Annotated in this window: 21 protein-coding genes and 3 tRNA genes; 5 read left to right on the top strand and 19 right to left on the bottom strand. The window is 61.0% G+C overall.

All coding sequences use genetic code 11. The features are described from left to right. Positions 1-51 precede the first annotated feature (51 nt). The 7 genes from HMPREF2129_RS01945 to HMPREF2129_RS01915 form a co-directional block, all read right to left on the bottom strand. Positions 52-125: transfer RNA gene (locus HMPREF2129_RS01945), tRNA-Asp, on the bottom strand. 1 nt (position 126) lies between these two features. Then, a tRNA-Glu gene (locus HMPREF2129_RS01940) sits at positions 127-202 on the bottom strand. 63 nt (positions 203-265) lie between these two features. Continuing rightward, positions 266-679 carry a YccF domain-containing protein gene (locus HMPREF2129_RS01935; RefSeq protein WP_198021506.1) on the bottom strand — a complete coding sequence of 138 codons (414 nt, stop codon included), beginning with the start codon at positions 677-679 and terminating at the stop codon, positions 266-268. 319 nt (positions 680-998) lie between these two features. Beyond that, positions 999-1,769 (bottom strand): zinc transporter ZupT, encoded by a 771-nt coding sequence (zupT, locus tag HMPREF2129_RS01930; RefSeq protein WP_034662309.1) that lies wholly within the window; start codon positions 1,767-1,769, stop codon positions 999-1,001. Then, on the bottom strand, positions 1,765-3,465 hold the full coding sequence (locus HMPREF2129_RS01925; protein WP_034662307.1) for a long-chain-fatty-acid--CoA ligase: 1,701 nt from the start codon (positions 3,463-3,465) through the stop codon (positions 1,765-1,767). Before HMPREF2129_RS01925 ends, zupT begins: the two co-directional genes overlap by 5 nt. A gap of 83 nt (positions 3,466-3,548) precedes the next feature. Further along, positions 3,549-3,621: transfer RNA gene (locus HMPREF2129_RS01920), tRNA-Lys, on the bottom strand. Between the two features lie 46 nt (positions 3,622-3,667). Continuing rightward, positions 3,668-5,167, bottom strand: coding sequence for an acetyl-CoA hydrolase/transferase family protein (locus tag HMPREF2129_RS01915; protein ID WP_034662304.1), 1,500 nt, complete (start codon positions 5,165-5,167; stop codon positions 3,668-3,670). A gap of 157 nt (positions 5,168-5,324) precedes the next feature. Between HMPREF2129_RS01915 and dusB the strand changes: the two genes are divergently transcribed. Together dusB and HMPREF2129_RS01905 are read left to right on the top strand one after the other, a co-directional pair. Next, on the top strand, positions 5,325-6,506 hold the full coding sequence (gene dusB / locus HMPREF2129_RS01910; protein ID WP_052092535.1) for a tRNA dihydrouridine synthase DusB: 1,182 nt from the start codon (positions 5,325-5,327) through the stop codon (positions 6,504-6,506). Between the two features lie 5 nt (positions 6,507-6,511). Next, complete coding sequence (locus tag HMPREF2129_RS01905) at positions 6,512-7,258, top strand: phosphate signaling complex PhoU family protein (protein ID WP_308410349.1); 747 nt, start codon at positions 6,512-6,514, stop codon at positions 7,256-7,258. Between the two features lie 3 nt (positions 7,259-7,261). On the opposite strand, the gene HMPREF2129_RS01900 is transcribed toward HMPREF2129_RS01905, so the two are convergent. From HMPREF2129_RS01900 to mshD, 6 genes are all read right to left on the bottom strand, one after another. Continuing rightward, a complete protein-coding gene (locus HMPREF2129_RS01900) occupies positions 7,262-8,485 on the bottom strand; it encodes a hypothetical protein (RefSeq protein WP_156959214.1) in 1,224 nt (407 codons plus the stop codon). Positions 8,486-8,622: 137 nt separating this feature from the next. Beyond that, entirely contained in the window at positions 8,623-9,399 is a 777-nt protein-coding gene (gene pstB / locus HMPREF2129_RS01895; RefSeq protein ID WP_034662296.1) for a phosphate ABC transporter ATP-binding protein PstB, read from the bottom strand. 36 nt (positions 9,400-9,435) lie between these two features. After that, a complete protein-coding gene (gene pstA, locus HMPREF2129_RS01890) occupies positions 9,436-10,407 on the bottom strand; it encodes a phosphate ABC transporter permease PstA (protein ID WP_084576427.1) in 972 nt (323 codons plus the stop codon). An 11-nt stretch (positions 10,408-10,418) separates the two neighbouring features. Next, the gene (pstC, locus tag HMPREF2129_RS01885; protein ID WP_034662294.1) at positions 10,419-11,408 is read right to left on the bottom strand and encodes a phosphate ABC transporter permease subunit PstC; all 990 of its coding nucleotides are present in this window, start codon (positions 11,406-11,408) and stop codon (positions 10,419-10,421) included. A 137-nt stretch (positions 11,409-11,545) separates the two neighbouring features. Then, a complete protein-coding gene (pstS, locus tag HMPREF2129_RS01880; RefSeq protein WP_034662291.1) occupies positions 11,546-12,676 on the bottom strand; it encodes a phosphate ABC transporter substrate-binding protein PstS in 1,131 nt (376 codons plus the stop codon). A gap of 121 nt (positions 12,677-12,797) precedes the next feature. Continuing rightward, complete coding sequence (mshD, locus tag HMPREF2129_RS01875) at positions 12,798-13,682, bottom strand: mycothiol synthase (protein WP_034662289.1); 885 nt, start codon at positions 13,680-13,682, stop codon at positions 12,798-12,800. A gap of 33 nt (positions 13,683-13,715) precedes the next feature. Between mshD and HMPREF2129_RS01870 the strand changes: the two genes are divergently transcribed. Then, on the top strand, positions 13,716-14,459 hold the full coding sequence (locus HMPREF2129_RS01870; protein ID WP_034662286.1) for an LmeA family phospholipid-binding protein: 744 nt from the start codon (positions 13,716-13,718) through the stop codon (positions 14,457-14,459). A gap of 20 nt (positions 14,460-14,479) precedes the next feature. Continuing rightward, positions 14,480-15,199, top strand: a complete 720-nt coding sequence (locus HMPREF2129_RS01865) for an FABP family protein (RefSeq protein ID WP_034662284.1) — start codon at positions 14,480-14,482, stop codon at positions 15,197-15,199. A gap of 5 nt (positions 15,200-15,204) precedes the next feature. On the opposite strand, the gene HMPREF2129_RS01860 is transcribed toward HMPREF2129_RS01865, so the two are convergent. Continuing rightward, entirely contained in the window at positions 15,205-16,119 is a 915-nt protein-coding gene (locus HMPREF2129_RS01860; protein WP_034662282.1) for an aminodeoxychorismate lyase, read from the bottom strand. 32 nt (positions 16,120-16,151) lie between these two features. On the opposite strand from HMPREF2129_RS01860, the gene ygfZ reads away from it, so the two are divergent. Next, positions 16,152-17,381: a CAF17-like 4Fe-4S cluster assembly/insertion protein YgfZ gene (ygfZ, locus tag HMPREF2129_RS01855; protein ID WP_373277171.1), complete on the top strand. Its 1,230-nt coding sequence runs from the start codon at positions 16,152-16,154 to the stop codon at positions 17,379-17,381. On the opposite strand, the gene HMPREF2129_RS01850 is transcribed toward ygfZ, so the two are convergent. The 5 genes from HMPREF2129_RS01850 to HMPREF2129_RS01830 form a co-directional block, all read right to left on the bottom strand. Continuing rightward, positions 17,374-17,922, bottom strand: a complete 549-nt coding sequence (locus HMPREF2129_RS01850; RefSeq protein WP_232218069.1) for a sugar O-acetyltransferase — start codon at positions 17,920-17,922, stop codon at positions 17,374-17,376. The genes ygfZ and HMPREF2129_RS01850 overlap by 8 nt on opposite strands. A 44-nt stretch (positions 17,923-17,966) precedes the next feature. Next, positions 17,967-18,179: a DUF3073 domain-containing protein gene (locus tag HMPREF2129_RS01845; protein WP_034662275.1), complete on the bottom strand. Its 213-nt coding sequence runs from the start codon at positions 18,177-18,179 to the stop codon at positions 17,967-17,969. Positions 18,180-18,335: 156 nt separating this feature from the next. Continuing rightward, a complete protein-coding gene (gene purM, locus HMPREF2129_RS01840) occupies positions 18,336-19,409 on the bottom strand; it encodes a phosphoribosylformylglycinamidine cyclo-ligase (RefSeq protein WP_034662273.1) in 1,074 nt (357 codons plus the stop codon). Between the two features lie 3 nt (positions 19,410-19,412). Beyond that, the gene (gene purF / locus HMPREF2129_RS01835; protein WP_084576425.1) at positions 19,413-20,918 is read right to left on the bottom strand and encodes an amidophosphoribosyltransferase; all 1,506 of its coding nucleotides are present in this window, start codon (positions 20,916-20,918) and stop codon (positions 19,413-19,415) included. A gap of 27 nt (positions 20,919-20,945) precedes the next feature. Then, positions 20,946-21,338: a sterol carrier family protein gene (locus HMPREF2129_RS01830; protein ID WP_034662271.1), complete on the bottom strand. Its 393-nt coding sequence runs from the start codon at positions 21,336-21,338 to the stop codon at positions 20,946-20,948. Positions 21,339-21,356: the final 18 nt, after the last annotated feature.

Here is a 21,356-nt window from a genome sequence, read left to right as displayed (position 1 = left end):
TACAAAACTAAAAAAGTTAAGGCCCGAGCCAAACGCTCGGACCTTCCGCTGCGACCCTGACGGGACTTGAACCCGCGACCTCCGCCGTGACAGGGCGGCGCGCTAACCAACTGCGCCACAGGGCCTTGGTACCCCCAACGGGATTCGAACCCGTGTTGCCGCCGTGAAAGGGCGGAGTCCTAGGCCTCTAGACGATGGGGGCGCTAGACAGCTCGCCTATCATAAGCCCGGCGCAGGCGCAGCACCAAATGGGCTGGTTAATCGATCAAAACCTGAAATTAGTGGGCGCCGGGAAATGGCTCGCGTCGCGCGAATCCACCACGGTCTTGCCAAAGGGGAAGCAGGTTACGGGGATGAGTTTCAGGTTAGCCCACGCCAAAGGCAAACCAATGATGGTGATTGCCTGCGCAGCCGCCGTCACGATGTGCCCGACGGCAAGCCAGAGGCCTGCGATGATGAACCAGATGACGTTGCCGATGAGGCCCAGTCCCCCACCTCTACCGGTGTCCACAACTTCACGTCCGAACGGCCACAGCACGTAGCCGGCGATGCGGAAGGAGGCGAGTCCGAACGGAATGGTGACGATCAGTAGGCATGCGACCACGCCCGCCAGGACGTATCCCAGGAAGAGCCACAGGCCAGCGGTAACAACCCAGATGATGTTGAGAATTAGTCGGATTAGTTGCATACCGTAAGCATAGGTGGGGTCGACAGGTCGTGCCCCGCGGAGACCACGTTGAGCATCGGCTGGCGGGGTTTCACACGTGTCAGAGTCGACGTGCGGCCGAGGGCGTGCCGCGCGGATGGGCTGGAGGATTTCGCGCGCGTCCGGTTCAAGCGCTGCTGCCTCCGCCCGCATTCCGTGGCGCAGAGCGCGGACTCGTCGATGTAGGCAGTGCGGTGGGAGGAGAGGGAGCCGGGTTCGAGCGTCGTGAAGCAAAAGCCGAATGGGGAAAGCTACGGGTGAGCACGAGTCATGTGATTCCCTTGCCCGAATTTTAGGCGAGCAAAACTAGGCTCACGGCCATAACGGCCATTCCCCCGACGACTCCGTACACAGCGGCGTGGTGGCGGCCGGTGGCAATCGCGGTGGGCAGCAGCTTGTCCAGGCTGACAAAAACCATGATCCCGGCAATGACGGCGAAGGTGATGCCCAAGGACGCGGGGCCGAGGAATGGCTTTAAGAAGATATAGCCGATGATGGCTCCTACGGGCTCCGCCAGACCGGACAGGGCGGCCCAGCCGGCGGCTGCCCATTTCTTACCCGTTGCCTCGCGCAGCGGCACGGCAACGGCAATGCCTTCGGGAATGTTGTGGATCGCAATGGCGAACGCCAGCGGCAACGCCAACGACACATCCTGCAACGCCACGAAGAAGGTGGCAAAACCTTCGGGGAAGTTGTGGATGGCGATGGCCAGGGCCGTTATCACCCCCACTTTCCGCATGCGTATGCTGCCGGCCGTCCTGGGCTCCTCATGCGGGTTAATGTCTTCGGGCACGAAGCGGTCGATCACCGCGATGAGTAGTACCCCTGCGAAGAATGCCACGGGACCCCACATCGCCGCCCCTGCTACCCCAGCTTCTTCCAGCCCATCCACGCCCTCGGGCAGCAGCTCAACCAGGGAGATGTACAACATCACCCCGGCAGAGAAACCGAGGGCTGCCGCCAAGAAGCGTTCGCTGGGGTGGCGTTGGAGGGCGACGATGAGGCCGCCGAGGGCCGTCGATAAGCCTGCGAGGGCGCAGATAGCAAACGACCATGCGTTAATTCTTCTCGAGTCGGGCGAGCAATGCGTCGCGCACTTCGCGGCGACGGGTCTTGCCCAGCTGATCTGACGGCAGACTTTCGAAATGGTAGAACGTGCGCGGCACCTTGTAGCGGGTGAGATTCTCGCGTGCGAAGTCCTTCAAGCCCTCCGGGTCGAGTACCGCGCCCTCGCCGAGTACCACGCACGCGACGACATCCTCCGAACCGTCCTCGCGCGGGCGACCGACCACCGCAACCTCCACGATGTCCGGGTGGCGGCGCAACGTCTCCTCCACCTCTGCGGGGTATACGTTGAAGCCACCGGTGATGATGAGCTCCTTGATACGACTGACCAGCTTCACAAACCCGTCTTCCTCCATGACGCCCATGTCGCCGGTGCGGAACCAACCATCGTGGAAGGCTTTCTCAGTGGCTTCGGGGTTGTTCAGGTAGCCGCCGAAGACCTGTGGGCCTTTGGCCAAGATCTCGCCAGGCTCGCCATAGGGCATGTCCTCGTCGAGGTTCTCCGGGTTGGCAATGCGGATCTCCGTATCCGGGAAAGGAATGCCGATGTAGCCGGGACGGCGGTCGTCGGTAGCAGGGTTGCCGATGAGGATCGGCGAGGTCTCCGTCAGCCCATACCCCTCCACGAGGCGGCCACCGGTGAGCTCCTCCCAGCCCTCGATGACCTCCGCAGGGAGGGAGGAGGCGCCGGAGAAACCGGTCTGAACGGCGGACAGGTCCACCCCCTCTTCCTTGGCGGTTTCGACGATGCGCTCAAATACAGTGGGCACGCCGGGCACGAAAGTGGGCGGATTTTTCTTTTTCATTTCGCTCATGATCAGCTCCATCTGCGGCGCGGGCAGCAGAATGAGCTCGGAGCCAATGAGCACGGTAAGCGTGAGCGAGAATGTCAGGCCGTACGCATGGAAGAACGGCAGTGTAGCCAGCATCCGTTGCCCGGGTTTCTGCAGGTCTTTCACCCACGCCACACCTTGCTGCGGGTTGGCCAGCAGGTTACGGTGCGTGAGCACCGCGCCCTTCGGAGCTCCCGTCGTTCCCGATGTGTACAGGATGAGTGCGGGGTCATCGGCATTGCTTGTCCGCGTCCCCAGCGCCTCCCCCGTACCCACCCCCACCAGGTTCTCCCACGACAGCGTGCCGGCAGAGGGGCCGGTGAGTGCGGCGCGAGCATCCTTGACTTTCTTGATGGGCAAGCGCAGGGCAAGACGTTTGAAGGCAGGCATCGCCTTCGTCATATCCACGCTGATGACGGCGCCCAGCGCAGTGTCTTTTTTGAATTTTTGCACCATGTCGGCGATTTTGTCCCACACGATGGCCACTTTGGCACCGTGGTCTATGAACTGGGGGCGCAGCTCGTTGGCGGTGTAGAGCGGGTTGTGTTCCACCACCACTGCACCAAGTTTCTGCACCGCGAAGAAGGCTGCGACGTGCTGAGGGCAGTTCGGCAGCAAGATAGCCACCCGATCCCCTTTTGCCACGCCGAGCTTCTGCAGACCGGCAGCTGCTGCACGCACCTGGGCATCAAGCTCTCCGTAGGTCTGCCCCTTGCCAAAGAAGCGCGTGGCGGGCAGGGCATGGTTTTTGGCCAGGTTGGCCTCGTAGATGTCGTCGAGAGTTTCATCCCCGTATTCAAGAGAGTGGGCGGTCCACTCGGGGTAGTACTTCAGCCAGGGTTTCTCAAGGTTCGCAGCCATAATCGCAACACTACGCCCATTCCTGTTCTTTGCCCCACACAAGCAGAAACACCCCGCGCCGAGTGGCGTGGGGTGTTTGTGCGTGGGCCCTGCGGGGCTCGAACCCGCGACCTGCGGATTAAAAGTCCGTAGCTCTACCAGCTGAGCTAAAGGCCCGTGCCCACCCATGCTAGACGTTGGTGGGCCCGGGCCGCCAATTGGGCTACTTCATGGAGCCGGTTTCCTCCATACGCAGGTGGAAATCGAAAGCGTGACGCAGGTCGTGCGGGGTGGACTGGTACTTGCACTTCGCGGCGCGCTCGACGTACTCCTCCAGCAGTGGACGGTAGGACGGGTGGGCGATGGAGATCATCTTGGCCACGCGGTCACGCGGTGCCAAGCCACGCAGGTCTGCCACACCGTACTCGGTGATGAAGACCATTGCGTCATGCTCGGTGTGGTCCACGTGGGACACAAACGGGACGATCGCGGAAATAGCGCCGCCTTTTGCCTCCGACGGGGAGATGAAAGAGGAGATGTAGGCGTTACGGGTGAAGTCACCGGAGCCGCCCAAAGCGTTCATCAGGCGGGAGCCGTTGATGTGGGTGGAGTTGGCGTTGCCGTAAATATCCGCCTCGATCATGCCGTTGGAGGCGATCAGGCCCGTGCGACGGATGACCTCCGGGTGGTTGGAGATGGACTGCGGGCGCAGGACGATGGACTCGCGGTAGCGTGCTGCCTCGTTGTTCATCTTCTCCGCGTACTCAGGGGACAGGGAGAAGGAAGTCGCGGAGGCGACGGTCATCTTGCCAGCGTCAATCAGGTCGACCATGCCGTCTTGGATGACCTCGGTGTAGGCCTGGATGTTTTCAAACTTGGAATCCATAAGCCCAGCCATCACGGCGTTGGGGACGTTGCCCACGCCGGACTGCATCACGTAGCCGTCGTAGGTGAGGCGACCTGCCTTCACTTCGTTTTCCAGGAAGTCAAGGAAGTTGCCTGCGATCTGCTCGGAGATCTCGTCCGGTGCTTTGAACGGTGCGTTGCGGTCCGGGGCATTGGTCTTTACTACAGCGACGACCTTCTCCGGGTCGATCTCAATGTAGGTGGTACCAATACGGTCGCCGCACTTGGTAATCGGGATGGGGATGCGGTTCGGCAGCGGTGGCACCAGCCAGATGTCGTGCATGCCTTCCAGATCTTCGGACTGCCACTCGTTGACCTCGATGATGATCTTCTTTGCAGCGTTGAGGAACTCTACAGAGTTACCCACCGAGGAGGACGGCACAATGTTGCCCTCAGCGGTGATGCGCACAGCCTCGACGATGGCGAGGTCCACGTCACCGAAGAAGCCCTCTTCCACCATCATGCCGGAGTGGGAGAGGTGGATGTCCTGGAACTTCATCTCACCAGCGTTGATTTTGTTACGCATGGTCGGGTCGGACTGGTACGGCATGCGGTAGCGCAGGGCGTTAGCCTCAGCCAGAACACCGTCACACTCTGGGGCAGTGGATGCACCGGTAAACAGGTCAATGCTGAAATCCTGGCCCTTTTCGTGGGCTGCCTTCGCCTTTTCGGCGATCGCGCCCGGCAGGGCCTTCGGGTAGCCGGCGCCGGTGAACCCGGAAATACCAACCTTGTCGCCGTGGTTGACAAACTGCGCGGCCTCTTCCGCGGTCATCACCTTGTCACGCAGTTGGGCACTGTCAATGCGATCGCTCATCGTCTCTCCTTAGATGTTTGGGGTAGTCACAACGATTTCTTCCTATTGTGGCGTACGTGACACTTCCTCGCCACCACTTGCCCCATCCAATAGTGAAAAAGGTTTTGCGGGTGAATATTTCCGGTGTGGTTTGTGTACCCCACCAGCACAAGGAACAATGGCTGCCGTGACAATGACCCTTCCCGGCAACCGCCAAACACTGACCATCGGCGACCTCGATGTCGCCTCCCCCGTCATCCTTGCGCCGATGGCGGGGGTCACCAACATGCCGTTTCGCGTTCTATGCCGCGAGATTGAGCAAGAGCTCGTCGGTAGTGTGTCGGGCCTGTATGTGTGCGAGATGATTACGGCCCGTGCACTGGTGGAGGGCAATGAGAAAACGCTGCACATGACCACGTTTGCGCCGGAAGAGTCACCACGCTCCATGCAGCTGTACACGGTGGATCCGAAATATACCTATGAGGCAGTGCGAAGGATCGCGGATCAGGACATGGCCGATCACGTGGACATGAACTTTGGCTGCCCGGTACCGAAGGTGACGCGCAAGGGTGGGGGTTCGGCGATTCCCTATAAGCGCGAGCTGTACCGCAACATCGTGTCGGCGGCTGTGCGCGCGGCGAAGGGGTCTGGGATTCCGGTGACTGTGAAGTTCCGCGTGGGCATCGATGATGAGCACCATACGCATCTCGACGCTGGCCGCATCGCCGCCGAAGAAGGCGCCGCCGCTGTAACCCTGCATGCACGCACCGCGGCGCAGCGCTACTCCGGGCAGGCGGATTGGAATGAGATCGCCCGCCTGGTGGAACACATGGATGGCAGTGACATTCCCGTTTTGGGAAATGGCGATATCTTTGCCCCCGGTGACGCGCAGGCGATGATGGATCAGACCGGGTGCGACGGGGTGGTCGTTGGCCGTGGCTGCCTCGGCCGCCCATGGTTGTTTGCGCAGCTCGCCGCACAGCTTCGCGGAGAGCCCGTGCCGGAGGAGCCGACGCTGGGTGAGGTAGCGCGCATTGTTCTGCGCCACGCGATGCTGCTCGCCGCCCACGAAGGCGAGGAGCGTGGCTGCCGCGATATTCGCAAGCACATCGGCTGGTACTTCCGCGGTTTCCCCGTTGGTGGGCAATTCCGCAGTGAACTAGCTCGCGTATCCACCCTCGATGAACTCCGCGCGAAACTCGCTACCATCGCTGACAGCCCCGCGCGCGCTGTGGCTGCCGATGAAGCCCGTGGGCGCCAGGGCTCCTCAGCCAAGGTTGCGCTCCCCGAAGGCTGGCTCGACGACCCCAACGACCCCACCGTCCCCGCCGGGGCGGAGATTGAGAACAACGGAGGTTAGACAAGGTGAACGGAAAAGAAGCCCCGATGCGCACTGTGTACCGCGAACACTTGGACAATTTTGCCCATGACCTCCAGATCATGAGCGATACTGTCCGCGGCATCATGGCGTCTGCCACGAAGGCTCTCTTCGAAGCATCACTGGAGGATGCGGAAGAGGCACTCACCGCGGCAGATTCCCTCAAGGAAATCCGGGAGCGTTGTGAGCAGCGCAGCATGCAGCTGCTTGCCCGGGAAAATCCCGTGGCTACCGAACTCCGCCAGGTATTTACCTCTATTTACATCGTGGAGGATTTCAGCCGGATGGGGGCACTGGCCAAGCACGTGGCGAATACGGCGAGGTTGAGGTATCCGGAGGAGGTCGTCGATAAGCAACTGCAGCCGACGATCAAAGAGATGTCCACCATGGTGGACTCGATGGGTGAGCTGATCCATGATCAGCTGATCAGCCCCGACGCGGACCTTGCGCTGGAGATGAATGAGATCGACGACCATGTCGACGACCTCCACCGCTACCTCCTCTCCACCGTGACCGGCAAAGACTGGGAAGGCTCCAGCCGCGCGGCTGTGGACGCGGCCCTCATCGGCCGGTTCTACGAGCGCTACGCCGACCACTGCGTCAACGTCGGCGCGCGCATCGTCTACCTGGTCACCGGCCTGACCTCCGAGGTTTACGCGCAAAGCCGCGACGACACCCCCACCTCAGAGATGGAGGAACGCCTGCGCAATCTGGAGCAGTACTGGCGCAAGTAGGCGCTAGAAGTTGAGAAGTTTTCGCAGCTGCTCAACCACCGGGAACTGGCTGAACACTGCGATGCCGATCGCCGTGAGAGCAGCAAAGACGCTGATCAGCGCCAGCGCCCAACTGGGCAGCCCCTTTGTCTCCTCCGTAACTTTCGCCGCTTCGACCTGCACCGGATTGGTGGGCATGATAAAGCTCAGGGCCTGGGTTTCGGGGTCCACCGTGTAGTCCTTCACACCGGTAACCGACCACTTCGTTGTCCCTTCGATCGGAGATTTCAGGGTGACCTCAGTGCCGGGTGCGATGTATTCGCCGTAGTCGTGCACGATTCCGTTCGCGTGGAGTCGCTGGCTCATTGGCTTATCGACGTCCCCCACCACAAACCGCGATGACACCCCAAAATCCGTAGTCGCACGGTTACCGTTCACCCACCGGCTCGCGTTGACGGAAGCCTGATAGACTCCTGCGTCAGCATCTTCGAAGGTGTAGGAGCGCGCGTTGGGGTCGTTGGAAATGTCGAAGGTTCGCGTTGTCCGCCAGTGGGTGCAGTGCTCAACACAGTTGATCTGCACACGCCATGCGGTTTCGGGGATGGTTTGCGAGTAGTCCCACTTCACGGTGATGTCGCGCTTATCGTTGACTTCGGCGCGGACACCATAGGGCGTTTCCACCGTGTCCGCACCGACTGCGGGAACCGTAAAGGTGATACCCCGGTCGAAGTAGCGCTCGCTGAGCGCGAGACCATGAGCCGCCATGAACCCAAGCGAGTAGGTCTGGCCCGGCTGGAGCGTGTTGGCTTTCACCGGCAACTTCAGGTCGAGCTTGCCGCCATTCTGCGCAAAAGTATGGGCTGGGATCCAGCGCGCGATGAGCGCGTCACCATCACCGGTCATCGTATTACAGTGCCCGATGCGCCACACGTTCGTTGGAGTGAGCACCACATACACGCCGTTGGATGCACCCGGCGTGGTGGCTGGGTCAATACCTGTGCCCTTGAGGGTGAAGGTCATGTCCTTGGTCACGTCAATCTCATCCGGCCCCGCGATGTCCAGATTTACGTCGAGGTCAGGGTGACGGGTGTCCAGCTCACCGGTGCAACCGCGGGCGTCGGCAGCGTCGATGGTGGGGAAAGCATGCGCCACAGTGTTGGCGGCTACAGGAGCACAGAGTGCAAGCACGGTGGCACCGATGACAAGACGGCGCCGGAAGGAAGCGTTCAAAGCAAACCCCTCAATCAATAGTTGGAATTTAAATGAGGCTTAATTTAAACACATCAACCTTTTGTTTGAACATCGGGTTGTTGTCCACATGAAACTGCTCCCCCACCGGCTGGTATTACCACCACGGTGCGGGGGAGCAGTGTGGAGCCCAGAATTTAGCCGAAGCGACCCGAGATGTAGTCCTCAGTCTCCTTGCGGCTCGGATTCTCAAAGATCGTGGTGGTGTCGTTGAACTCCACCAGGTGGCCCGGCTTGCCGGTGGCCTCGAGGGAGAAGAACGCAGTCTTCTCAGACACGCGCGCCGCCTGCTGCATGTTGTGGGTCACGATCACGATGGTGTACTCGTTCTTCAGCTCGTGGATCAGGTCCTCCACAGCCAGGGTGGAAATCGGGTCCAGAGCGGAGCACGGCTCGTCCATGAGCAGAACCTCCGGCTGAACAGCAATCGCACGCGCAATACACAGGCGCTGCTGCTGACCACCGGAAAGGCCACCGCCAGGCTTATCCAGGCGGTCTTTCACTTCATCCCAGAGGTTCGCGCCACGCAGGGAACGCTCCGCAACCTCTTTGAGTTTGGCCTTGTTCTTCTCACCGGACAGTTTCAGACCCGCAACCACGTTGTCCTCGATGGACATGGTGGGGAACGGGTTAGCCTTCTGGAACACCATGCCGATGGTGTTGCGGACGGCCACGGGGTCGACGTTCTTGGCGTAGATATCGTGGCCGTCAAGAAGCACTTCGCCCTCGGTGTATGCACCCGGAATGACCTCGTGCATGCGGTTGAGCGTGCGCAACACGGTGGACTTACCGCAGCCGGATGGGCCGATGAACGCGGTGACGGACTGGGCTGGGATATCCATGTTGACGTTCTGCACAGCGTGGAAGTCGCCGTAGTAGATATTCAGGTCGTTGAGCTGGAGCTTGGTAGGCATTGTTTTCTCCTATGTGGGGATTGATTGGTGGCGGCGTTACTTCTTGACTGAGAACTTCGCGGCAATGAACCGCGCAAGCACGTTCAGGACAACGACGATGATGACCAGTGTGAGGGCCGCGCCCCACAGGCGGTTGAGAACCGGCTCCGCGGAACCAGCCTTCCACATGTCCAGCATGAACAGCGGCAAGGAGGACTGCGGCTGGTTGAACAAACCGAACCAGTTTGTCTGCGGGGTGGAGCCGACCAAGATCAATACCGGTGCGGATTCACCCATAACGCGAGCGATGGCCAGCATGATGCCGGTAACAATGCCCGACAGCGCAGTCGGCAGAACAATACGCGCAATCGTCTTCCACTTCGGCACACCGAGGGCGTAGGAGGCCTCGCGCAGGTCCATCGGGACGACGCGGAGCATTTCTTCGGTGTTTCGCACCACCACGGGCACCATCAGCAGGATGAGCGAAAGTGCCACGGCGAAGCCAGAACGCTGCTGGCCCAGAATGGTGATCCACAGGGCGTAGATGAACAGTGCGGAAACGATCGACGGGACACCGGAGAGGATGTCCACCATGAATGTGGTCAGTTTGCCCAGCTTGCTGCCGTTGGCGTACTCCACCAGGTAGATCGCGGTGAACACACCGATCGGGATGGAGAACAGAGAGGCGATCAAGGTTTGCATCAGCGTACCGGCGATCGCGTGGAGGGCACCGCCACCTTCACGGCGAGCACGGACACCGACCATGTCCTGCGTCCACCACTCCGGACTAAGGATTGCATCGTAGCCACGGGAGACCAGGGTGATCAGGAGCCAGCCGAGGGGGATGAGCGCAAGGATCATCGCTACCCACATCAGACCGCCCATCAAAGAGTTGGTGGTCTTACGGCCAGAAGAGATGTGCGTGAACGGGGTTTCACCCACCGGGGCGACACTCTCTCGCTTGGGTGCAACCAGTTCGGCAGTCGAAGCACCCTCAGATGCGCCCTGCAGGTTATCGGGATTAGTCATGTCTCACACACCTACTTCTTGTTGACAATCGCGCGGGCGATCGAGTTGACGAGGAAGGTCAGGAGGAACAACACCAGACCCGCAGCGATGTACGCGCCAGCAGAAGTCGGGTTGTTGAACTCGGCAGAGGCGTTGGCGATGGCGGTTGCGAAGGTGGTGCCACCGTCGAAAAGCGATCCGCGGTACTCAGGGCCCGGCGAGACGACCATGTACAGCGCCATCGTCTCACCCAGCGCACGTCCGAGACCAAGCATGGCGCCCGCAATGTAACCGGACATGCCGAACGGCAGGACAGTCATGCGGATAACTTCCCAGCGGGTCGCGCCCAGCGCCAACGCGGACTCGATCTGGCCAGGAGGGGTCTGCACGAACACTTCGCGTGTGGTAGCCGCGATGACCGGCAACACCATAATCGCCAGCACGATGCCACCGGTGAGGATATTGCGGCCCGTGTCGAAGGACGGCGAGTTTGCGTAGCGCTGGAACAGGAAGAAATCCCCACCCCAGGAGTTGATCCACTCGTAGAAACCGGAGAGTTTCGGTCCGAGCACCTGCGCACCCCACAGGCCGTACACGATCGACGGCACCGCAGCGAGCATATCCACGAGCCCAGCCAACGGCTTCACCAACCGCTTGGGCGCGTAGTTGGACAGGAAGATCGCCACCCCCAGAGCAACTGGCATGGCAATAATCAACGCGATAATGGACACCGTCACCGTGGAGAAGAACAGGTTCGGAATACCGAACTTCATGTTGTCCAGGTTGGAGGTCTGCCACTGGCCCTTGTAGGTGAGGAAGTTCTCGGTGTTAAGGCGCAGCGGCTCAAAAGCCTGCTTCAGCAGGAACAAGCCGACCGCAATGATGATGACGGTGATCAGTGCCGCAGAGACAGTGGACAAGGTTTCGAAGACACGGTCGCCCGGACGCTTAACACCTGCACCCGAAGCTGGAGGGCCAGCGGGGGCGTCCTTTTCCGCAACCGACAGTTCTTGGTCTGCCATGGTGACGTTTCCTTAAAGTTCGTGTTGTTCAGTTTTGTGGCTCATCCACCACATAAACATTCCCCCGGTTCACAGTGATACCGGGGGATGGTGGTGCTTTTCAGACTGTGGGCTGAAAAGCGTGCGGAGGGCTCCGCCTAGGAGATGGCGTCTACAGAAGCCTTCAGCTTGTCGGCGAACTCACCGGAAACTGGGATGAAGCCAGCGTCCTCAAGCTCCTCATCCTGGGACTCCAGAACGATGGTAAGGAAGTCCTTGACCATGTTCTTGGTGGTCTCATCGTAGCCCTTGGAGCAGACGATCTCGTAGGTAGTCAGAACCAGCGGGTATGCACCCTCGTTGTTGGAGGCGAACAGGGACTTGGAGTCAACAACCAAGTCATGGCCCTCGGACTTGAACTGGACGTTAGCCAGAGCCTTGTTCACGGACTCGTTGTTCAGCTCAACTGCGCCGGAGCCGAAGTCAATGTTGGCAACACCGAGGTCCAGGTCGTGTGCGTAGCCAGCCTCAACGTAGGTGACAGCGCCGGAGGTCGCCTTGACCTGCTCTGCCACAGCGGTGGAGCCGTTAGCGCCAGCGCCGACAGACTGCGGGAATGCCTTACCTTCGCCCTCCCACTTGCCATCAGAAGCAGCGGAGAGGAACTTCTGGAAGTTGTCGGAGGTACCGGATTCGTCAGAGCGGTAGATGACGGAGATGTCCTGGTCGGGCAGCTCTGCGCTCTCGTTGTTCTCAGCGATCTTCGGGTCGTTCCACTTGGTGATGGTGCCGTTGAAGATCTCCACAATGTTGTCAACGGTGAGGTTCAGGTCCGCAACACCGTCAAGGTTGAAAGCAACAGCAACCGGGCCGATGACCATCGGCAGGTGCCATGCGTCGTTGCCACCGCAACGCTCGCGCGCCTGCTCGACTTCGCCCTTATCTTCCTTCAGCGGGGAGTCAGAGCCAGCGAAGACTGCCTGGTTGCCGATGAAGTTCTTGATACCGGAACCGGAACCAGTTGCGTTGTAGGCGAGGTTAGCACCCGAAACAGCTTCGGCGTAGCGGGAGCCAAAGTAATCCATTGCGTTGGCCTGGGAGGTAGCACCCTCAGCAACGAGCTGGCCGGTCTGACCAGACAGGCCCTCAATGGCGGTTGCATCTTTAGCGGAGGATGCGTTGTCGCCGTTAGCGGCATTGTCGTTGGAGTCGCCGCATGCAACCAGGGAGACAGAAGCGATGGCTGCAACGCCGGCGATTGCGGCGGAGCGCTTGAAGTTACGGATCACGGGGGATACCTTTCCGGTGCGAATTCAGATTTTCTTCTGAGCATCGGTCCCAAGCAGCCACGTATGGCGCCTGAGTGCTCACACCGAGCGAAGGTACGGGCCGAGTGTTAATTGCAAAGGCCTAAATCGGTGAACAATGAGTTAACTTTGTCGATTTGTACACAACGTGGCGTTCTACCACGGCAAATCCGAGTTGTTCGTAGCGTTTCACTGCGGGTTGATTGTCGGCTTCGACGTACAAGATCACTTTTCTGGCACCCCCGGCGACGAGATGTTCCACCCCTGCTCGCATGAGGGGATCACCCAGACCCCGCCCGCGGTAGGCATCGGCTACGCCCACCACGTAGACCTCACCAAGCGTGTCAGAGTGACGTTTTGTCCAGTGAAAACCCGCCAGAAAGTCGCCGTCAAACAGAAAACGGACGCCCTCTGGGTCGAACCACTCCGTGTTCATTGCCTCATGCAGTCGCGCCAGGTCCCAGCCACCTTGTTCAGGGTGCCAGTGGAACGCTTCATTGTTTACCTGGAGCCATTGCTTACCCGCGGGCTCCTCCGCATAACTACTCTCCCTTATTCCCTCCTGTTCGGTGAGCGCCTCCGCGGTAGAACCCGGCGCGCCAATGCCCGCGAGCGCCTCCCCTTCCACCGCCATGACCAGCAATTCCCGGGTTGGTTTAAGCCCCAACGCTGCCGCAAGAGCCCTCGCGGCAGCAAGGTTCCCATGCGCCCACAGGCCAGCATCGGGACGACGGGTGAGGGTCTGGGAGATGAGGGCGGTGCCGTGGCCGAGGCGTCGATAAGCAGGATGAACCGCAACCTCCGCGGACCCGTCAGGGGCGAGCCCGGCTAGAGCGATGAGCGTGTTGTGGTCGCGCACAGTGAAGTGCTCATGGCTGCCGTCGAGACCCCGCACGAACGCCTCGCTGAAAGCCTCAACCCCATCGTGCTGTGCGACGCTACTGAGAAGCTCGCGAGCTTCTGTGACGTGGAACTGTGGTTCATTCATAGTTCAAGGCTACGGGGAGACTACGGTGAGGGCATGAACGTGAAGGCTTATGTTGCTGCTGCCGTAGTACTGGCCGTGCCAGCTACGGCTTTCGTGGTGGATGCCGCGACGGCAGCGAAAGTCGAACGGCATCTGGCGGTGCAGGCACGCACCCAGGACCAGCTGCCGGCTGATCCGGACACCTACGTGGGCGGTTTCCCTTTCGCGCAAGTGCTGCGCAGCGGTGAGATTCCCCGAGTGAGCCTCCAGGCTCTTGACGTGGATACCGCGGGCCTAACCGTGAATTCGCGCACCGATATTTATGAGATCACGATTCCCGCTAACAAGGCCTACGCCGGGGATTTTGTGGGGGCACCCGCCAAGCGTGTGGACCGCACCCTGTCCCTCGACGGCGTTGCTTTCGGCGAACTGCTGAATATGACCGACCTGGACATCTCGAACCCCTACGACATCTCCCCCACCGGCGGTTCCGCCAGCGAAGCCCAGCTCACCGGCACTGTGCCCGGCATGGAGGAGCAATCTACCGTGGTGGTCACCCTGCGGCTCAGGGGATCGGAGTTCATCATGGAGCCCATTTCGCTTATCGACGTCTCCCCCGACCACGCCGACACCGTCTCCCGCGCCTTCACCCTCAGCTTGGACACTCGCGATCTGCCCATCGGCGGTCAAGCAGACAAAGTAGAAGTGGCCGGTGGTTCCATCCGTTTTTCCGCCGCGAAGCGAAATGTGACGCTCAGCCCTGCTGACCTGTCGCCCATCACCGCACCCGCTCGGTGAGAGGACTACGCTGGGCGGACATGGAAACGAACGAAACGAACACCCCTGACACTCCTGACACCGCTGACACCGCTGACGCGCCTGAGCGCGTCAGCCTTGACGGTAACGCCGCTGTGAACTTGGCCGCAGAACAGTCCAAGAACACGGCGCACCGCAATATCCCGGCGCTGGACCTCGACGAGATTCCGCTGCCCGATGACACGGCGAACCTGCGCGAAGGACCCAACCTGCACGATGGCCTCCTTGGCCTGCTTCCCTTGGTAGGCGTGTGGCAGGGCACCGGCCAAGCAGTAGATTTGGCGGAAGACGGCAACCACACCGAGTACGCCTTCGGCCAGCAGCTGGTCATCTCCCACGACGGGGAGAATTACCTGCGCTTTGATTCACGCATCTGGCGTATCGACGAAGATGGCAACTCCACCGGTGCCGACCAGCGCGAAATCGGCTTCTGGCGCATCTCCCTCAAAGACGAAATTGAGGTCACCCTGACTAACTCCCGTGGCCTCGTGGAGGTCCTCTACGGTGAACCTGTCAACGAGCGCGCATGGCAGCTGACCTCCGCATCCACCATCGCTACTGAAACCGGCCCGTCCACCCACGGCCCTGGCAAACGCATTTACGGCCTCATGCCCAACAACAACCTCGGCTGGGTGGATGAGCGCGTCGCCCCCGGTTCCACGAAAGACGACATCAGCTTCGTCCCGTACATGTCCGGGGAGCTGAAGAGGATTGCGGGCTAGGGGAATTAAACCGTTGTCCGCGCTTCCCTGATAAGCGAAGCAACAGTGGCCTCGTCCTTCTTGGACGGGGCCTTTGTGCCTGTGCCGTCGATCTCTGTGACGCGCACCCCGCCGCGCACGGAGCTCACCAGCCACACTTGATCCGCGCCAAGCATGTCGTCGACCGTGAGATCCTTCTCCTTGCAGCGCCAGCCGCGCTCTTCGGCGAGGCGGAAAATAGCGGCCTGCGTTGTTCCGGGCAGCACATCCCCACCGGTGACCGGTGTACGCAGTTTATCGCCTTTCACTGTGATCACCGTGGACGTCGCACCTTCGAGCACACGGCCGGTGGCGGGGTCAACGAAGATGACGTCGTCACAGCCTTGCTTCTTCGCCCAGCGCAACGCGGCCATCGCGGTGGCATAGTTAAGCGACTTCGCACCCACCGTCAACCACGGGGTGTCATCCGTGGTCGTGAGCGTGTAGCCACGCGAGGCAGTGAGCACCTTCACGCCCTTCTTACGTTGCTTGAGCTGCTCCTTCGGGATCGGCCGCACAGACACCCACGCGGTGGGTACGCCCGTGGTTTCACGGCCGCGGGTGTAGGTCCACTGGCACTTGGCTTCTACGTCCTGCGGGTCAAGGCCAGATTCGCGCACGAAGTCTCCCACGGCCTCAAGCGTGGCCGTACGCCACGTCTCCGCCACCGGCTCAGGCAAGTCAAGCAGCGCTGCAGACCGCGTGAAGCGTGCAATGTGCGCATCCAAGTTCACAGGTTCACCACCGTGCACGAGGATCGTTTCAAAACATCCATCGCCGCGAGTGACGGCCGCATCATCCCAAAACACGTGCGGCAGATTCACGTTTTGCCTGCGCATGGAGCCGCCGAACGGCTCCACGAGATAAATAACAGGGGCTTGAGCAGGTTGTACTGGAAGCATGCCCCCAATTATGCCCACGTATGATCAGGTGCGTGCATACGTACCGTTCTCCGCTACTTGCTTTCCGTGGCGCGACCGAACTTCCGGACGCCGCCACCTCACCTTTCGATGCCGCTGGTGTGCCCTGGCACTACGGCGACCCCCTGCGGGAACAACGCCTCATCTCCCGTGGCGGGGTTGTGGTGGACCGCAGCCACCGCGGTGTCCTGCGCGTCACCGGGCCTGATGCCGCCACGTTCTTGAACAACCTGCTGAGCCAGAAACTCGACGACGTGGAGCCAGGCTTTTCCGCCGCCGCGCTCGACTTGGACATGCAGGGCCGCATCCTGCACCACGCAGATGTGTCGCTTATCGACGCCGCGCCAACCTTCTACCTCGACCTCCCCTCATACTCCCTGGATTCCTTCCGGGACTTCCTGACCAAGATGGTCTTCTGGTCCGAGGTCACCGTGGAAGAGGCAGACCTGGGAATCCTCACGGTGCTGGGTGCGCCGTCGAGCTTCTCACCCGCTGAATTCCTGAGCGGTGCCGGCATCACCGCCGCCTTCGAGCGCACCGTCCCCTGGTCCGCCGCTCGGCGTATCGACGTCGCCGTTCCCCGCCCCGACCTCGCCGCCGCTTACAAGGCATTAACGTCTCCGGTGGAGGGACCCGCTGGAGACTCAGCCGGTAGCTCTGGCGCCGGTACCTCCGCAGGTTTGGATCGCGCAGGCCTCATGGCCTTCACCGCGGAGCGCATCAAGGCGCTTGAGCCGGAACTGCGCGTGGACTTGGACAATAAGTCAATTCCGCACGAAGCCCACACTCTCATCCGCCGCGGGGAGAACCTCGGCGCAGTGCACCTGGATAAGGGCTGCTACCGCGGACAAGAAACCGTCGCGCGTGTGGAAAACCTTGGCCGCTCACCGCGCCTGCTCGTGCTGCTGCATATCGACGGCTCCGCACCCCTGGACCCCAAACCGGGCGACCCGGTCACCTTCGGTGGGCGCACCGTCGGCCACGTTGGCTCGATCGTCCACGACTGCGACTACGGTCCGATCGCGCTTGCGCTGGTGAAGCGCTCCGCTCTCACTCAAGCCATCGACACGGGTGCGCAGCTCGACGTCATTGCCAGTGTCCGCGCTGAAAGCGCGGACGGCGACAACGAAGTCGTCCAAGAGATCAACGTCTCTGCCACCGTGGACCCGGATTCCATGCCGAAGGATGAGGGGGAACGGGCGGGGCGAGTAGCCGTCGATAAGCTGCGCGGGCGTACTAACTGATCTCGCGCTTCACGCGTGCAGGGACACCGGCAACGAGGGAACCTGCGGCAACGTCCTTGGTCACCACAGCGCCGGCGGCAATCACGCAATTATCGCCGATGGTGACGCCCGGCATGACCATCGCGCCGGCACCGAACCAACAATTGCGACCAATCGTGATCGGTTGGGCGCGCTCCCAGCCTTCCGCGCGCTTCGCAGCATCATCCACCGGGTGGCCCACCGTAATCAGCTGACACGCAGGCCCAAACATCGACCCGGCGCCAATGGTGATCTCCGCGATATCCAAGATCACGCAGTTGAAGTTGACAAAGCATCCTTCGCCGAAGGTGGTGTTCACCCCGAACTCCAGGTGCAGCGGACCCAAAACCTCCGGGACCGCTGACTGCGGTGAGAACATCGCCCCCAGCAACTCCTGCGCACGCACTGGGTCCGTGTTGCCCAACGCATTGAACTCACGGGTCCGCTCCCACGTAACGCGATGCTGCTCCTGTGCTTCCTCAGAGTCCGGTAGATACCACTGGCCGGAGCGCATGTCTGCCATGCTGCCTAGTTTGTTCATACCGCGGAGGATACACCTACGGGAGGTTAACGCTTGTCTTCCTCAACGTCTTCGTCGTCCCAGTCCGCATATTCCGCGTACTGGTCATCTACCTCATAGTCATCGTCCTCATCCCACCGGGAGTTGGAGTTCTGTCCAGCAAGTTCACGCTGGAGAGATTCCAGGTCCATCTCGGGCGTGTTGTACTTGAGCTGGCGTGCAACCTTGGTCTGCTTTGCTTTGGCGCGTCCGCGGCCCATGGCAGTGACCCCCTTGAGGTGTCTAAAGGGCGGCCGAAATAGTCGGCGGCCCCAAATAATATCCGTGAAATTTGTCCTGCAGCCACTATAGCGTGCGAGTCAAATTATGCGCGACATCGCCTGTGCCAGGAGGAATGCGCAGGCATGTAGCCGTGCTTAACCCGCGTGGGTTCCTACTAGCGTCGCACGCTGGCCTTCATCCGCTTCGGTTGCACCGCGGACAACACCGAGCTCCCAGCAGTCCACGTGACGTGCGGTGAGCATAGCCAATGCGCGGTCGCGGTCCTCCGGGGCGACGATGGCAACCATGCCTACGCCGGCGTTGAAGGTCTTCTCCATCTCCTCTACCGGCACGTTGCCCACCTCCGCAATGGTGTGGAAGATCGGGGCGGGAGACCAGGTGGCGCGGTGCATCTCTGCCACCTTGCCTTCGGGGATGATGCGCTCCATGTTGCCCGCCAGGCCGCCACCGGTGACGTGGCAGAAGGTGCGCACTTCACACTCATTGGCCAGAGCCAGGCAGTCAAGCGCATAGATGCGGGTCGGCTCTAGAAGCTCTTCGCCGAGGGTGCGGCCGAGCTCGTCCACATGGCCGTCGAGAGGCAGGCCTGTTTTCTCCAGCAGCACGTGGCGCGCTAGGGAGTAGCCGTTGGAGTGCAGGCCAGATGACGCCATGCCGATGATCACGTCGCCTTCACGCACGCGATCCGGGCCGAGTAGCTCATCAGCTTCGACGACACCAACGGCGGTGGCGGAAACGTCGTAGTCATTTTCACCCATGACACCGGGGTGCTCCGCTGTTTCCCCGCCGAGCAGGGCGCATCCAGCCTGGACGCACCCTTCAGCGATTCCTTCGACGATCTGCGCGACCTTTTCGGGCACAACCTTGCCGATGGCGATGTAGTCCTGCAGGAACAGGGGCTCCGCGCCACACACCACCAGGTCGTCGACGCACATGGCCACCAAGTCGATGCCGATGGTGTTGTGAATGCCCATAGCCTGCGCCACGACGAGCTTCGTGCCCACACCATCGGAGCCCGCAGCAAGCAGCGGCTTCTTGTACTTACCCAAGGCAAAAAGGCCAGCGAAACCACCAAGGCCACCGCGAACCTCCGGGCGAGAGGCGCGCTTGGCGTGGTCCTTGAACAGCTCGACGGCACGGTCACCAGCTTCAATGTCCACGCCAGCAGCGGCATAGGAAACGGGGTTGGTGTTTTCCGGGGTGGTCATGGCTTAAAACATCCCTTCCTGAATACGCCGGACGGCGTCAGCGTTGACGTTGTTTTCCGGCAGACCCAGCGGGTAGTGGCCGTCAAAGCAGGCGGCGCACAGGCTGTCGGCCGGGCGTTCGGTGGCAGCAATCATGTCATCAATAGACACAAACGCGAGTGTATCTGCGCCGATGACGCGGCAAATGTTCTCTGCCACAGCATCCTCATCCCCGCCCGCGTTGTTAGCGATGAGCTCGCCGGGGCTAGCAAAGTCAATGCCGTAGAAACACGGCCACTTCACCGGCGGAGAGGCAATACGCACATGTACTTCCCCTGCGCCCGCTTCGCGCAACATGCGGATAAGTTTGCGCTGGGTATTGCCGCGCACGATGGAATCGTCCACGACGACGAGGGACTTGCCCGCAATGATCTCGCGCACCGGGTTGAGCTTCAGACGCAAGCCCAGCTGCCGCAAGGTATCCGACGGCTGAATGAAGGTACGCCCCACATAAGCGTTCTTCATCAGGCCCTGCGCGAAAGGAATACCAGAGGCCTCCGCGTAGCCAATCGCCGCTGGGGTGCCGGATTCAGGCACTGGCATAACGACGTCCGCGTCCACTGGCGCCACCCGCGACAAACGGCGCCCGATCTCCAGACGAGCAGCGTTGACCGTCTTACCTTCCACCACAGAATCCGGGCGGGCAATGTAGACGTACTCAAACACGCAGGTCTTCGGCGCTGGCTTTGCGTAATTCTCAGTGTGAATACCGGAGGCGCTAATAGCAATAAGCTCACCCGGTGCGATGTCACGCACGAAAGAAGCACCGGTGATGTCCAACGCAGCGGTCTCACTAGCAATCACCCAGCCCTGCTCCAGGCGCCCTAGCGACAAAGGGCGCACGCCGTGCGGGTCGCGCGCGGCGTACAGGGTGTGTCCATCAGTAAAGACAAGGCAGAATGCGCCCTGCAGCTTCGGAAGAAGTTCGCGGGCAGAATCAAGGAGGGTACGGCCATCGCGCACTCCATCCGCAAGCAACGCCGACACCACCGCCGTGTCGGAGGAAGAACCGTGTCCCTCCACTCCCTCAGTTGGCACAAGGCGGCGTTCAATCGCTTCAGCCTGCAACGTGGCGTAGTTCGTCAGATTGCCGTTATGCCCCAAGGACACATCCGTACCGTCGGGTGAGGTGCGGAACATCGGCTGAACGTTTTCCCAGTTCTGAGACCCCGCCGTGGAATAACGGGTGTGACCGATGGCCACATCGCCTTGGAGTGCGTCCAAGATTGCCTCATCAAAAACCTGGGACACCAGACCGCTATCCTTAAACACCACGATCCGGCCCTTGTCTCCCACCGCAATGCCCGCGCCCTCCTGGCCGCGGTGCTGCAGGGCGAACAAGCCAAAATAGGTCAGCTTAGATACGTCTTCTCCCGGCGCCCAGACACCAAACACACCACATTCTTCGCGTGGCTCCTGCTCATCAGCATCCAGGGACACGGGCACACCAGTAGAAGCACCGTTGTTCACGCTTTGCACGGCCTCAACCCTAGTTGATTAGCTGGCCGGGAGGGCAATCACCGGAAGACCCGCCGCAACCTCACCCGCCCGGGACCCCGAAGCATAAATCCTCCCATCGGCCACAGCCTCATCAAAATCAATCAACCCAGTAGCCACCTGCAACCACACCTCAGGGGCCATCTCCACCACGTTCGGTGGGGTCCCACGGGTATGCCGCGGCCCCTCAACGCACTGCACCGCCACGAATGGGGGCACGCGCAACTCGACGGTATGACCAGGGAGTTCGGCAGCGAGGGCGCGGGCGGAACGTCGACAAGCATCTGCGAGCAACCCACGCGAAGGCTTCTCCACGCTCTCCGGATCCACAATCCACCCCGCAATCGCCGCAATCGCCTCCCGTGTCGCCAGCGGATCATTCTTCACAGCCATACGCCCATCCTAAAATGC

The organism is Corynebacterium tuscaniense DNF00037 (assembly GCF_000759055.1).
In the GTDB taxonomy this organism is placed as follows: domain Bacteria; phylum Actinomycetota; class Actinomycetes; order Mycobacteriales; family Mycobacteriaceae; genus Corynebacterium; species Corynebacterium tuscaniense.
The sequence above is the reverse complement of the archived record's forward strand: the minus strand, read 5'-3'. Positions and strand labels throughout refer to the sequence as shown.